The organism is Nocardiopsis terrae (assembly GCF_014651695.1).
Lineage (GTDB): Bacteria > Actinomycetota > Actinomycetes > Streptosporangiales > Streptosporangiaceae > Nocardiopsis > Nocardiopsis terrae.
In genome coordinates this window covers 162,179-174,633 of sequence record NZ_BMXJ01000003.1, presented here as the reverse complement: position 1 = coordinate 174,633, position 12,455 = coordinate 162,179, and the positions used below count along the sequence as shown (strand labels likewise).

Below are 12,455 nucleotides of genomic sequence, written 5' to 3'. Positions count from 1 at the left end.
CGCCGGGACCGGCCGGGGCGAGTCTGAGGGGCCGACGGGGCAGCGGCGGACCGCGGACGGTTCAGCGGCAGCGCGGACAGACACCCGTCAGTTCGAAGGAGTAGTCGAGCTCCCCGAACCCGCTCGTGCCCCGGACCCTCTCCGCGACCTCGGCGAGCTCGGCGAGGTGGACGATCTCCTCCACCCTCCCGCAGAGTCGGCAGAACAGATGGTGGTGCCGGGCCGGGGTCCGGCATCGGCGGTACAGGCGCTCCCCGTCCGGGGAGTGGACGGTGTCAAGCAGCTCCTCCTGCGCCATCCGGTGGACCGTGCGGTAGATGGTGGACAGGCTCGGGCTGCCCGGAGCGGAGGGCAGTGCCCGTTCCATCTCCCGGTGGATCTCACGGCAGCTGAGGAACCGCGCCCCGTGCCCGAGAACCTTGAGTACGGCCTCCTCGTACCTGGGGGTCTTGACCATCTCAGCACGCTGCCCGGAACGGCGCTGCTGCGGGCAGGGGGCCGACCCGGTACCGGCATCGCCCTTCGAACACGGGGAGAACTCCTGGGGTGATCACGACTCGGTTGTCTGAAAATGATTATCAGTAACATAGCACGCACAGGCCGATCCCGCCCGGGGCGGGCGAAGCCTCCTGGATCGGCGTACAGCATGGAAACGATTTTCATTTCCGAACAAGGGTGCCGACTCGGGGACACCCCGTGGGCGGGCCCGGACACAGGACCGGGACGACCGTTCGCGATCCGGCCGACCCGAGGGTTCGGCGGAGCCGCCCCCGTCCTGGGCGGGGTCAGTGCTCCGAGTGCTCGTCCCAGTGCCCGTCGTGCTCACGGTGGAGGTGACCGTCGTGAACGTAGTCCACGTGGTCCTCGTGCGGCACGGCCACGTGCCCGCAGCCCTGCCCGTGCTCGTGCGCGTGGTCCTCGTGCACGGCGCACCCCTCGGCACGGCACTCGTCCCAGTGCCCGTCGTGCTCACGGTGGAGGTGACCGTCGTGAACGTAGTCCACATGGCCCTGGTGCGGCACGGCCACGTGCCCGCAGCCCTGCCCGTGCTCGTGCGTGTGGTCCTCGTGCACGGAATGCGTGACGGCCATGTCTCCCCCAGTTTTTCTGCACCCGTCGGTTCCCCCGGAAACAAGAACAACGTATCCGTCAAAAACAGGCCGCTTCAAGAAGGAGCGGAAGCCATGTTGATGTTTTAACCCCCATTTGAACCAACACCGGGCCCGCCCCACCGCCCAGAGCACCCGAGGCCAAAGCTCACACCGCATTTTGCGAATACGGAAACCATTATCACCCCCCGGAAGAAGCACCGGAATCCGCGACGGCGTCCGAGGGGCGCCGGATTTCCAAAAATACGGCGGCATTCGGCACGCCCCTGCCCGCCCACTGAAGTGATCCCGTCCAGGAGGTTCACCTTGTCCGAACACGACGACCCCTACGACCGCTCCGGCCAGTTCCTCGACCTCATGATCGCTACCTGGTGGGAGCACAACGGCGCGACCGTCGCCGAAGCCCTGAAGGACCTGCCCGCCGACGCGGGTCCGGTGGTCGACGCGGGAGCCGGCGGCGGCCGGGGCACCGGGCTGATCGCCCGCACCCTCCCCGACGCACACGTGCTGGCGGTCGAACCCTCGCTCCTGCTGAGGTCGGTCCTGCTGGCCCGTGTGTTCGAGGACCCGGACCTGCGCACACGGGTGAGCGTGGACGGCGACGACCTGCTGGCCGCCCGCCTGCCGGACCGGATCGGCGGTCTGGTGGCGGCCAACCTCATCGGCCACCTCGGCCCGCACGAGCGCGACCGGCTCTGGGGGACCTGGCTACCCGCCTGGCACCGGGGGCGTTCGCGCTGCTCAACCTGCCCGCGCCGGTCGAACCGGAGCATGTGGCGCGCACCAGGATGACCGAGCTGCGGATCGGCGCCCGCTCCTACGTGGGATGGGCGGGTGCCGAACCAACCGGGTCGGAACGGATCTCCTGGCACATGACCTACGAGGTCCACGAGGGCGAGCGGCTCGTCAGCCGCGACGACGTCCGCTACGACTGGTGGACGGTCTCCGAGAAGGCGCTGCGAGCCGAGACCGAGCCCCACCGCCTGCGGGTCCTGCCGCACGGCCCGCCCGAGGCGGGCCTGTACCGGGTGCTTCGGGAGAAGGAGTAGGGCCGGGGTTCCGCGCCCCCCGGCCGCCGATCGGCTCGCCCGGGCCCGGGCGGACTCACCGCACCGAGGGTACGCCCCCGGCCGACGGCGCGGTGGCTTCCGGGGACCCCGAGCCGACCACCCGGCCCTGATCCAGGACCAGGCGGTGGTCGGCCTCGGCCGCCTCGTCGGAGAAGTGCGTGGCGTGCACCACGGTGACCTGCCCCCCGAGCGAGGCCAGCACCCGCGCGATCTGCTCCCTGGCCTCCCGGTCCAGCCCGGCGGAGGGCTCGTCCAACAGCAACAGGTCGGCTTCCTGGGCCAGGCCCTGGGCGATCAGCACCCGTTGCCGTTGCCCGCCGGAGAGCTCTCCCAGTTGGCGTCCGGCCAGGCCGGTGATGCCCACCCGCTCCATCGAGCGCTCCACCACGGTGCGGTCGTGCCGGGCCAGCGGCCGCCACGGGCCGCGATGTGCCCAACGCCCCATCGAGACGGTGTCGCGCACGGTCAGGGGCAGGGTGTCCGGGACCGCGCTGCGCTGCAGGACGAAGGCCGGTCGGGGCCGGGAGGGGCCGGACACCTCCCCGGCCCGGGGCCGGAGCGTGCCCGCCAGAACCGCGAGGAGGGTGGACTTGCCCGCGCCGTTGGAGCCGACCAGCGCGGTGACCCCTCCCCGCGGGAGGCGGGCGTCGATCCCCCTCAGCACGTCCTCGCCCCCGTAGCCCGCGTACACGCCCCGCAACTCGGTGTGGATCATCCGTTCCCTCCGCACTCGTCCGCCTCCGACCCAATGTGCAAATGATAATGGTTATCGTTGTAGAGTGTCGCACCATGGAAGCACTGATCGACCCGTTCGGGGTCACCTTCGTCCAGCGCGCGCTGTGGGGAGGCATCCTCGTCTCCCTGATCTGCGCGATCGCGGGGACCTGGGTGGTCCTGCGCGGGATGGCGTTCCTCGGGGACGCGATGTCGCACGGCATGCTCCCCGGGGTGGCCCTGGCCGCCCTGCTCGGCCAGAGCCTCTTCCTCGGCGCCGCCCTGGCGGCCGGGGCCATGGCCGCGGGCGTGACCCTGCTGAGCCGCTCACCCCGCCTGTCCCGGGACACGAGCATCGGGCTGCTGTTCGTGGGGATGCTCGCCGTCGGCGTGATCGTCGTCTCCCACTCCTCCACGTTCGCCGTGGACCTGACCGCGTTCCTCTTCGGCGACGTCCTCGCCGTGCGCGAACGCGACCTGCTCCACCTGGGGCTCTGCCTCGCGGTGGCACTGGCGGTGGCGGCTCTGGGCCACCGCGCCTTCATGGCCCTGGCCTTCGACCCGCGCAAGGCCCACACCCTGGGCCTGGCACCGCGCGCCGCGCACGCCGCCCTACTGGGCCTGGTCACCCTCGCGGTGGTCGCCTCCTTCCACGTCGTCGGCACCCTGCTGGTGTTCGGACTGCTGATCGCACCCCCGGCGGCCGCCGTCCTGTGGGCGCGGAGCGTGCCGATGATCATGTGCCTGGCGGCGCTGCTGGGGTCGGTCGCCACCTTCGTGGGGCTGCTGGCCTCCTGGCACTGGGAGACGGCGGCCGGAGCCAGCATCGCCGCGACGGCCGTGGCCCTGTTCTTCGTCTCGGTGGCGGCCTCCGCCCTGCGCACGCGGACCGCACACCGAAAACGTCCGCACACCCCCTCCCACCACCATCACCCAGAGAGGCCGGTGTCCCCTTGAGACCCGAGAAGACCACCATGACCGCGGGGGCCGCCGGGCTGTGCGCCCTGCTCCTGGCCGGTTGCTCCGGCCCCGCACCACAGGAGGGCGGGCCCGAGTCCGAGGAGACGCCGCACGGCTACGTCGAGGGGGCCGAGGAGACCGCCGAGCCCCAGTCCCGCCTGGTCCTGGCCGACACCGCCAGCGGGGAGGTACGCCTGCTGGATCTGCTGACCGAGGAGGTCACCGAACTGGGCCGGGCCGAGGGGGCGGACGGCATCACCGGCGACGGCCGTTTCGCTTACCTTCATTCATCCGGTGATGGGACCACTGAAGTGTTCGACAGCGGTGTGTGGACCGTGGACCACGGCGACCACGACCACTACTACCGGACCGGCCCCGGACACGTCGGCGCCCTGGACGGCGCCACCGCCTCCGACGTGGTCACCGACACCGCCCTGACCTCGGTCACCGGCACCGGGGGCGCCTCCCTGGTCCTGGACCGCGCGGAGCTGGAGGAGGGGACGGTCACCGCCGCCGACCCGCTCCCCGAGGACGCGGCCACCGCCCTGCCCTACGCGGGACGCCTGCTCCTCATCGACGCCTCCGACGGCGCGGTCGGTGCCGTGGACCGGGACGGAGAGCGGAACGAGACCCTCGACGAGACCTGCACCGCCCCGCGCGGGGCCGCCGTCACCCGTCGCGGCCTGGTCGTGGGGTGCGAGGAGGGCACCCTGCACGTCACCGAGGAGGACGGTTCGCTGGACGCCGGGATCCTCCCCCACCCGGGGACCGGCCGGACCGAGTCCTTCCAGCACCGGCCCGGGTCGGCCGTCCTGGCCTCGCTGTCCACCGAAGGCGACCTGTGGGTCCTGGACCTGGCGGCGGCCGAGTGGCGCGAACTCGACCACACCGGCGCCGTGGCGGTGACCGCCGTCGGCGAAGGAGCACCCGTGCTCGCCCTGGACGGCGACGGCACCCTGCACTCCCTCGACCCCGGGACCGGTCAGGAGAGGGCCGCCACCCCGCTGCTGGACTCGGTCGACCCCGACCGGCCGCCCGCGCTCCAGGCGGACACCTCCCGCGCCTACGTCAACGACGCCGGAGCCGGGCTGGTCCACGAGATCGACTACAACGACGACCTCCGGGCGGCCCGCACCTTCGAGGTGGGCATCGCGCCGCACCTGATGGTCGAGACGGGACGGTGACCGGCGTGCTGCAGCGACACACCCCGGCCGCCCGCGCCCGCGCCGCGGCCACGGCCGTCGGCCTCCTCGCCGCCCTGACCGCCTGCGCCCCCGGCACCGGCGGCGAGGGGATCGTGGTGACCACCAACATCCTCGGCGACATCACCCGGGAGGTCGTCGGCGGGGAGGCCGCGGTCACCGTCCTGATGAAACCCGACGCGGACCCGCACTCGTTCGGGATCTCCGCGCGGGAGGCCGCGACCCTGGAGAACGCCGACCTGGTCGTGCACAACGGCCTGGGCCTGGAGGAGGGGATCGCGCGCAACGTCGCCGCCGCCGAGGAGGCGGGGGTGCCCGCCCTGGAGGTCGGCGCGAACGTCGACCCGCTCCCGTACGCCTCCGACGAGAGCGAGGGCGAGCCGGACCCACACTTCTGGACCGATCCCGAACGCGTGCTCACCGCCGTCGACCTGATCACCGAACACGTGGTCGAGGAGGTCGAGGGGGTGGACGCCGAGGCGGTGCGCGCCAACGCCGAGGCCTACGCGGTCCGGGTGGCCGAACTCGACGCCTGGATGGCCGGGGAGTTCGGGGCCCTGCCCGAGGAGAACCGCAGGCTGGTGACCAACCACCACGTCTTCGGCTACCTCGCCGACCGCTACGGCTTCGAGGTGATCGGGGCCGTCATCCCCAGCGGGACCACTCTGGCCTCCCCCAGCACCTCCGACCTGAAGGACCTGTCCGACGCCGTCGCGGAGGCCGGGGTCTCCACGGTCTTCGCGGACTCCTCCCAACCCGACCGGCTGGTCACCGTCATGGCCGAGGAGGCGGGCGTGGAGATCGAGGTCGTCCCGCTCTTCTCCGAGTCCCTGAGCCGGGAGGGCGGGGGCGCCGCCACCTACCTGGAGATGATGCGCGCCAACACCGAAGCCATCGCCGCCGGACTCGGCGGCGACTGATCCGGGGCTCCGGCCCCGGCCCCCGGGCCGCGGAAACCCCCACCGCCGCGGCAGACCACCCCGCACCAGAACCGAAAGAGAACCATGCGAACACGACTCCACCCCCGTCAGGCGGCACTGCCCGTCCTGCTGTCCGCGGGACTGCTGCTGACCGCCTGCGGCAGCGGGGACGACGCGGCCACCGAAGCCGGCTCCGAGCAGTCCGGGGAGACCGCCGGCCCGGTGAACGAGCCGATCGTCACCACCTACGACGGCGGTCTCCACATCCTGGACGGCCAGACCCTGGAGGTGGTCGAGGACGTCGAACTGGAGGGCTTCAACCGGATCAACCCGGCCGGGGACGACCGGCACGTACTCGTCTCCACCTCCGAGGGCTTCCAGGTCCTGGACGCGGCGGGCGCGGAGCTGACCGACACCGTCTTCGCCGCCGAGGCCCCCGGCCACGTCGTCCGGCACGCGGACCGCACCGTGCTGTTCGCCGACGGCACCGGCGAGGTGACCGCCTTCGACACCGGCGCGCTCGGCGACGGCGTCCCCGAGGACCTCGACGTGTACACCACCGAGGAGGCCCACCACGGTGTGGCCGTCGAACTGTCCGGCGGGGAACTCCTCGTCACCCTCGGCGACGAGGAGGAGCGCGTGGGCGCCCTCGTCCTGGACGGGGACCGGGAGGAGATCGCCCGCAACGAGCAGTGCCCCGGCGTGCACGGGGAGAGCACGGCCGAGGGCGGGACCGTCGTCATCGGCTGTGAGGACGGCGTCCTGATCTACCAGGACGGTGAGTTCACCAAGGTGGACAGCGAGGACGACTACGGCCGGATCGGCAACCAGGCTGGTTCGGACAGCTCCCCGATCGTCCTCGGCGACTACAAGACCGACCCCGACGCCGAACTGGAGCGTCCCGAGCGGATCGCCCTCGTCGACACCACCGACGCCTCCCTGTCCCTGGTCGACCTGCCCTCCAGCTACACGTTCCGCTCCCTGGGCCGGGGGCCGGACGGCGAGGCCCTGGTGCTGGGCACCGACGGCGCCCTGCACGTGATCGACCCCGAGGCGGGCGAGATCACCGAGAGCATCGAGCTGATGGAGTCCTGGGAGGAGCCCCTGGAGTGGCAGCAGCCCCGCCCGGCCCTGTTCGTGCGCGGCGGCACCGCCTACGTGACCGACACGGCCACCGACCAGGTGCACGCCGTGGACCTGGCCTCCGGTGAGGTCACCGGCTCGGTGACCCTGGAGGAGACCCCCAACGAGCTCAGCGGGGTCGCCCACTAGCCCGTTGTTCGGCCTCGGGCCCGTGACCGGACACCCTCCCGGTCGCGGGCCTCGCCGTTCCCCCGGCACGGGGGCGGGCTTCACCTGGTCGTGTGCTCGGCCAGCAACCGTGGACTCCGGTGATCGCGTTACGCGAACTCGGGCCCGGCAGAACACCTGACCCGTCAGAACCTCTCCGGCAGGACCGTGAGTTAGCCTGCCGCTGCGAAGACCATCAGCCCCCGGGCCGACATTCCCGATCACGTCGTCACGCAGAGGAGAACCATGACGGAGCTCGCCGACAACACCGACTCGTTCGTCTTCGCACCCCTCTTCCTCCTGGCATGCGTTATCGCTTCCGCGTCGGCAAGTATTCTCCTCCGCCCACGGGGCGGCCTGAGCCGCCGTGCCGCAGTGGTTCTGGTCGGGACCCTTCTTTCCTGCTACACGATCGCGGCGATCCGCCCCTGGCTTGGTTGGGGCGACATCCTCGCCTACCCGCCACGCCTGGTAATCGACCTCGAAAAGGCACTTTCGTTCAGTAACGCCGCAGAACAGTCCGTGCTCTACGGACTTCTGTTCGTTCCCCTGGGAATTGCCGTGGCAGCCGCCTCCAGGGACTACAGAATTCTTGCGGCGGCAGCACTCGGGTTCCCGTTGGCCATCGAAACCGCCCAGGTTCTTCTGGGCACGGGACGGGTGGCCAGCACCCTTGACTACCTGTCCGCCGGCACGGGCATTCTGCTGGGGATCGGTTCCTTCCTCGCCGTGGACGCGGTCGCGCAGAGGCTGACCGGTTCCTCGCACGCCCTCCAGCACGTCGAACACCGGCGCTGACCGCCCGGGCCGTTCCCCGGCGCCGTGCGGCGAGAACGGGCCGCACAGCGCCGGTTTCCCCTCCGGGCACCGCCGCCGGGACCGCCGGGTGGCGGTCAGACCGTGCGCACACGCACCGGCATCGAACCCCAGGCGCGCAGGGTGTTGTTGAGGTGGCGCCGGGGAGCGCCCGCCAACTCGATCTCCTCGACGCGTTCGGCCAGGGCCGTCAGCAGGGACTCCGCCTCCAGCCGAGCCACGTGCTGCCCGACGCACTGGTGGATCCCCATCCCGAAGCCCACGTGGGCGGAGGGGTCGCGGGTGAGGTCGAAGGAGTCGGGGTCGTCCCAGCGGCGCGGGTCGCGGTTGGCCGCCCCCAGGAAGGTGAGGATCTTCCCGCCGTCGGGGACGGTGGTCCCGGCGATCTCGACGTCGCGGGTGGTGGTGCGGAAGAAGGTCTGCACCGGCGACTCCCAGCGCACCGCCTCGTCGAAGGCGACCCGTGCCAGGCCGGGGTCGGCGCGCAGGCGCCGCCACTGCTCGGGGTGGGTGGCGAAGGCGTACAGGAGGGCGCCGAGGGCGTGCACGGTGGTGTCCACCCCGGCGGTGAGCAGGGAGCGGACGATGAGCGGGGCCTGCTCGGCGGTGACGTCGCCGCGGTCGGCGGCCGCCCAGATCGCCGCGCCGAACCCGTCGGGGGCCAGGCGTTCACGGGTGCACTGGCCGTTCACCCACTCCGCGTGCCCGGCGATGTGCGGGGCCCCCTTGTCCACCAGCGCGTTCGGGGGCCCGAAGGCGTTGAAGGCGTGGTCCCCGTAGGGCAGCAGGTGGTGTCTGCCCTCCTCCTCCAGACCCACGGCGTCGGGGAACACCCGTAGCGGGAAGGCCTGGGCGAGGGCGGTGACGGCGTCGAACTCCGTGTCGCGCAGGACCTGGTCCACGAGGGCCCGGGCGTCCTCCGCCCAGGCCTGGCGCAACCCGCGCAGCGCCCGGGGGCCGAGGACGCGGGAGAGGACGGCGCGGGGCGCGTCGTGCAGGGGCGGGTCGGCCTCCAGCAGCAGGCTCGGGGGGCGCCACGGCTTCTCCTCGCGGAAGTTGGCCAGCCCCACACCGGCGGCGGACTGGAAGGTCTGCCAGTCGGACAGGACGGCGTGAACGTGTTCGTAGCGGGCCAGTGCGTGGACGCCGTGGGACTCCAGGTACACCACCGGCCCGGCGTCGCGCAGCCGCGCCTGTAGCGGGAGGGGGTTGGCCAGGACGTCCGGTGCGAAGGGGTCGGTGTCCAGGGACGCCGTGACGGGAGGGGTGTCGGTCTCGGTCATCGTGTGCTCCTTCGGAAAGGCGGGTCACAGGTCCAGGACGAGGCGTTCGGAGTGGGAGCGGGAGACGCAGACGAACATGCAGTCCCCGGCGGCCCGGTCCGTCTCGTCGAGGATCGAGTCCCGGTGGTCGGGTACGCCGTCGAGCACCGTCGTCTCGCAGGTGCCGCACAGGCCCTGCCGGCAGGAGGACAGGACCTGGGTGCCCGCCCCCGCGAGCGCCTGGAGCAGGGTCTGGTCGCGGCCGACGGTGAGCCTGGTGCCGGATCGGCGCAGTTCCACCTCGAACTCGCGCCCGCCGGTGCTGTCCGCCGCCGCTGCGGCGACGAAGCGCTCGGTGCGCACCTGCCCCGGAGGCCAGCGGTCGCAGGCGCCGCGCACCGCGTCGAGCAGGCCGCCGGGGCCGCAGGCGTACACCTTGGCTCCGGGGGCGGGTCCGGGGAGCCAGTCCGCGAGGTCGGGGCGCCCGCACTCGTCCTCGGGGAGGAGCCGGACACGGTCGCCGTGGGCCCTGGCCAGTTCCCCGGCGAAGGCCATCGACGAACGCGTCCGGCCTCCGTAGAGCAGGCGCCAGGGGACACCGAGCAGCTCGGCCTGGGTGATCATCGGGATCAGCGGTGTGATGCCGATGCCGCCCGCCACGAAGTGGTACTCCCGGGCGGGGGCCAGGGCGAAGTTGTTGCGCGGTCCGCCCAGCCCGAGCAGGTCGCCCTCGCGTACGTGCTCGTGGACGAAGGCGGAACCGCCCCGCCCACCGGGTTCGCGCAGTACGGCCACCCGGTAGCTGTGGGCGTCCCAGCGGTCACCGCACAGGGAGTACTGGCGGGTGAACCCGCCCGGCAGGACCAGGTCGACGTGGGCCCCCGGGGTCCAGTCGGGCAGCCGGCCCCCGTCTGGGCGGGTGAGCGTCAGGGAGACGACGCCGTCGGCCACCTCGGCCCTGCGTGCCACTCTGAGCGACAGCGCCGCGGCCGTACCGCTGTTCGCGGCGGGCGCGGCGGAGGACTTCATCACCATGGAAACTCCTCGTGACGGCGGGGGTGTCCGTCGAGCATCGGACGGGCCGCCCGGCCGAAACCAGCGGGTTTCCGCTCAGTGGAAGGGTTGTGGTGCCGCCGGTCACACCGGCTCCGCAGGCGGGTTCCTGGCGAGGCCCCGGAATCACCTCAGCGGAGTCCGGAGCGCAGGACCCGTTCCCCCGTCCGCGCCCCGTTCGGCTCCAGGGCCCGGCCCAGCGCAAGTCCGGCGAGCACGAGCGGTCGGCTGAACGCCCAGGCCTCCTCGTCGTTGGGCACGACCAGTCCCAGGGCCGCGACCACCCGCCGGCCCCGGTACACCGGCACGGCGACACCCGTCGCCTCGGGGTGGATGTGACCCGGGCAGAAGGCGAACCCGCGCCGCCGGACCTCCGCGAGTTCGGCGCGCAGCGCGGCCTCCCGGTCGAGGGTGTGCGGGGTGTACGAGCGCAGCGGACCCCGGAGGACGCGCTCCCGGAGGCCGTCGGGGGCGTGGGCCAGCAGGACCAGACCGGCCGAGGAGGCGTTGAGCGGGAGGCGGCCCGCGATCTTCGTGACGTTGACGACCGACCCCGGGGCGGTGAGGCGCTCGACGAACAGGACCTCCTCCCCTTCCAGCACCCCGAGCTGGGTGGAGTGGCCCACCACCGCGTGCAGGTCGCCCATGTGCTGCAGGGCGGCCTCCCGGAGGTCCTTGACGGGTGAGGCGCGTTCGGCCAGCTCCCACATGCGGGTTCCGATCAGGACCCGCCGGTGCTCGTCCCGGTCGAGGAGCCCGTGCCGCGTCATCTCCTTGACCAGTCGGGCCGTCGTGGCGAGGGGGAGCCGGGCGCGGCGGCTGACCTCGCTGAGGCTCAGGACGGTCGTCTCCGGCCCGAAGGCGTCGAGGATCCGGACTGCCCGGGTGATGACGGACTCTCCGCCGGAGGGCTCTGCCATGTCCCTACCTGCCCTTCCTGCTCCGGGACGGGCCGATGCGCGGCCCCGCCCATCGATGGGGTGGAGCGGCCCGGCGCGGGCCGGGCCGCCGCCCGGACGGCATCGGGGTGCCGGCCCCGTTCAGTCCCGTTCCGCGGCCTGTGCCGCTCCCGGGTCCAGTTCCGCCGCCACCCTGGCCGCGGTCTCGCGCAGCCAGGTGTGGGCGGCGTCGTACCGGTGCACCGGATGCCACCACAGCGCCTCCCTGATCGGGGCCGCGGGGAAGGGGCAGGGCAGGGCGCGCAGCCCGGCGTGCTCGGCCGGGGCTCCCAGCAGCCGCCGTTGCACCAGCGCCACCCGGTGTGTGCCGCGGACCAGGTCGGGAAGCATCCGGAAGCTGTGCGCGGAGACCTCCACCCGCGGGTCCAGTCCCAGCATGCCCAGCTGGTGGGCGACCGGGACGTCGTAGGGGCGCTGGTAGACGGCCCACGGCAACCGCGCCAGGTCCTCCATGGTGATCTCCTCGCCCACGGTGCCGTTGTCCGCGTCGACCAGGCACACCCATTCGTCGCGGTACAGCTCCACGGCGGGGTATCCGCTGATCACCCCGTGCAGCATCAGGACACCGTCCACGCTGCCGAGCACGCTCTCGGTGGCCTCCACGATCGTCGGGGGCATCTGGCGGAAGTGCAGCCGCACGCCCGGCGCCTCGGTGTGCAGCGCGCGGGAGAGTGCGGCTCCGAAGACGGTGATGGCGTAGTCCGAGGCCAGCAGGGTGAAGTCCCGCTGCTCGGTCTCCGGGTGGAAGTGGGCGCGGCTGCTGAAGAGGCGTTCCATGACCGAGCAGGCGTTGGCCGCGGGTCCCCGCAGGGCGTGTCCCAGGGGTGTCAGCTCGTAGCGGTTGCCCCTGCGTACCAGGAGTTCGTCGGAGAAGTGGCGGCGCAACCGCGCCAGGGAGGCGCTGGTCGCCGGCTGGCTCAGGCCGATGCGCTCCCCCGCCCTGGTGACGTTGCGTTCCTCCAGCAGGGCGCGCAGGACGACGAGCAGGTTGAGGTCCAGGTTTGCGATGTTCACGCCTACGCCCTTCCGGGGCTATCCACCGTACGAATGCCATCCATATGAGAGATCTATTTCACAAATCCTTCTGAGTGAACGATGTT

Annotated in this window: 14 protein-coding genes; 7 read left to right on the top strand and 7 right to left on the bottom strand. The window is 72.3% G+C overall.

The window, feature by feature from the left end; genetic code table 11:
* Positions 1–61: 61 nt before the first annotated feature.
* Positions 62–457 (bottom strand): Fur family transcriptional regulator, encoded by a 396-nt coding sequence (locus IE195_RS08630; protein WP_191269380.1) that lies wholly within the window; start codon positions 455–457, stop codon positions 62–64.
* A 328-nt stretch (positions 458–785) separates the two neighbouring features.
* The gene (locus IE195_RS08625; protein ID WP_191269378.1) at positions 786–1,091 is read right to left on the bottom strand and encodes a threonine dehydratase; all 306 of its coding nucleotides are present in this window, start codon (positions 1,089–1,091) and stop codon (positions 786–788) included.
* Positions 1,092–1,415: 324 nt separating this feature from the next.
* On the opposite strand from IE195_RS08625, the gene IE195_RS08620 reads away from it, so the two are divergent.
* Positions 1,416–1,901, top strand: a complete 486-nt coding sequence (locus IE195_RS08620; protein WP_225942445.1) for a hypothetical protein — start codon at positions 1,416–1,418, stop codon at positions 1,899–1,901.
* Positions 1,898–2,158, top strand: coding sequence for a hypothetical protein (locus IE195_RS26105; RefSeq protein WP_225942446.1), 261 nt, complete (start codon positions 1,898–1,900; stop codon positions 2,156–2,158). The genes IE195_RS08620 and IE195_RS26105 overlap by 4 nt, the downstream gene beginning before the upstream one ends.
* Positions 2,159–2,213: 55 nt before the next feature.
* Here IE195_RS26105 and aztA read toward each other — a convergent pair whose 3' ends face one another.
* The gene (gene aztA / locus IE195_RS08615; RefSeq protein WP_191269376.1) at positions 2,214–2,894 is read right to left on the bottom strand and encodes a zinc ABC transporter ATP-binding protein AztA; all 681 of its coding nucleotides are present in this window, start codon (positions 2,892–2,894) and stop codon (positions 2,214–2,216) included.
* A 74-nt stretch (positions 2,895–2,968) separates the two neighbouring features.
* Here aztA and aztB point away from each other — a divergent pair, with 74 nt between their 5' ends.
* The 5 genes from aztB (at position 2,969) to IE195_RS08590 (ending at position 8,063) form a co-directional block, all read left to right on the top strand.
* Positions 2,969–3,850, top strand: a complete 882-nt coding sequence (gene aztB / locus IE195_RS08610) for a zinc ABC transporter permease AztB (RefSeq protein ID WP_191269374.1) — start codon at positions 2,969–2,971, stop codon at positions 3,848–3,850.
* On the top strand, positions 3,847–5,037 hold the full coding sequence (locus tag IE195_RS08605) for an ABC transporter (protein ID WP_373295644.1): 1,191 nt from the start codon (positions 3,847–3,849) through the stop codon (positions 5,035–5,037). Before aztB ends, IE195_RS08605 begins: the two co-directional genes overlap by 4 nt.
* Entirely contained in the window at positions 5,034–5,975 is a 942-nt protein-coding gene (gene aztC / locus IE195_RS08600) for a zinc ABC transporter substrate-binding protein AztC (RefSeq protein ID WP_191269372.1), read from the top strand. The genes IE195_RS08605 and aztC overlap by 4 nt, the downstream gene beginning before the upstream one ends.
* A gap of 84 nt (positions 5,976–6,059) precedes the next feature.
* Positions 6,060–7,247 carry a zinc metallochaperone AztD gene (gene aztD / locus IE195_RS08595; protein WP_191269370.1) on the top strand — a complete coding sequence of 396 codons (1,188 nt, stop codon included), beginning with the start codon at positions 6,060–6,062 and terminating at the stop codon, positions 7,245–7,247.
* Between the two features lie 264 nt (positions 7,248–7,511).
* Positions 7,512–8,063, top strand: coding sequence for a VanZ family protein (locus IE195_RS08590; RefSeq protein WP_191269369.1), 552 nt, complete (start codon positions 7,512–7,514; stop codon positions 8,061–8,063).
* A gap of 95 nt (positions 8,064–8,158) precedes the next feature.
* Here IE195_RS08590 and IE195_RS08585 read toward each other — a convergent pair whose 3' ends face one another.
* From IE195_RS08585 to IE195_RS08570, 4 genes are all read right to left on the bottom strand, one after another.
* On the bottom strand, positions 8,159–9,364 hold the full coding sequence (locus IE195_RS08585) for a cytochrome P450 (RefSeq protein WP_191269366.1): 1,206 nt from the start codon (positions 9,362–9,364) through the stop codon (positions 8,159–8,161).
* 24 nt (positions 9,365–9,388) lie between these two features.
* Positions 9,389–10,378 (bottom strand): PDR/VanB family oxidoreductase, encoded by a 990-nt coding sequence (locus IE195_RS08580; RefSeq protein ID WP_225942447.1) that lies wholly within the window; start codon positions 10,376–10,378, stop codon positions 9,389–9,391.
* 149 nt (positions 10,379–10,527) lie between these two features.
* Positions 10,528–11,316 carry an IclR family transcriptional regulator gene (locus IE195_RS08575; protein WP_191269364.1) on the bottom strand — a complete coding sequence of 263 codons (789 nt, stop codon included), beginning with the start codon at positions 11,314–11,316 and terminating at the stop codon, positions 10,528–10,530.
* Between the two features lie 120 nt (positions 11,317–11,436).
* The gene (locus tag IE195_RS08570; protein ID WP_191269361.1) at positions 11,437–12,369 is read right to left on the bottom strand and encodes a LysR family transcriptional regulator; all 933 of its coding nucleotides are present in this window, start codon (positions 12,367–12,369) and stop codon (positions 11,437–11,439) included.
* Positions 12,370–12,455: the final 86 nt, after the last annotated feature.

Excerpts from the sequence above, each read along its gene's own strand:
- IE195_RS08630 (WP_191269380.1), bottom strand. The coding sequence starts at position 457 with ATGGTCAAGACCCCCAGGTACGAGGAGGCCGTACTCAAGGTTCTCGGG.
- IE195_RS08625 (WP_191269378.1), bottom strand. The coding sequence starts at position 1,091 with ATGGCCGTCACGCATTCCGTGCACGAGGACCACACGCACGAGCACGGG.
- IE195_RS26105 (WP_225942446.1), top strand. The coding sequence starts at position 1,898 with ATGACCGAGCTGCGGATCGGCGCCCGCTCCTACGTGGGATGGGCGGGT.
- aztA (WP_191269376.1), bottom strand. The coding sequence starts at position 2,894 with ATGATCCACACCGAGTTGCGGGGCGTGTACGCGGGCTACGGGGGCGAG.
- aztB (WP_191269374.1), top strand. The coding sequence starts at position 2,969 with ATGGAAGCACTGATCGACCCGTTCGGGGTCACCTTCGTCCAGCGCGCG.
- aztD (WP_191269370.1), top strand. The coding sequence starts at position 6,060 with ATGCGAACACGACTCCACCCCCGTCAGGCGGCACTGCCCGTCCTGCTG.
- IE195_RS08590 (WP_191269369.1), top strand. The coding sequence starts at position 7,512 with ATGACGGAGCTCGCCGACAACACCGACTCGTTCGTCTTCGCACCCCTC.
- IE195_RS08585 (WP_191269366.1), bottom strand. The coding sequence starts at position 9,364 with ATGACCGAGACCGACACCCCTCCCGTCACGGCGTCCCTGGACACCGAC.
- IE195_RS08580 (WP_225942447.1), bottom strand. The coding sequence starts at position 10,378 with ATGGTGATGAAGTCCTCCGCCGCGCCCGCCGCGAACAGCGGTACGGCC.
- IE195_RS08575 (WP_191269364.1), bottom strand. The coding sequence starts at position 11,316 with ATGGCAGAGCCCTCCGGCGGAGAGTCCGTCATCACCCGGGCAGTCCGG.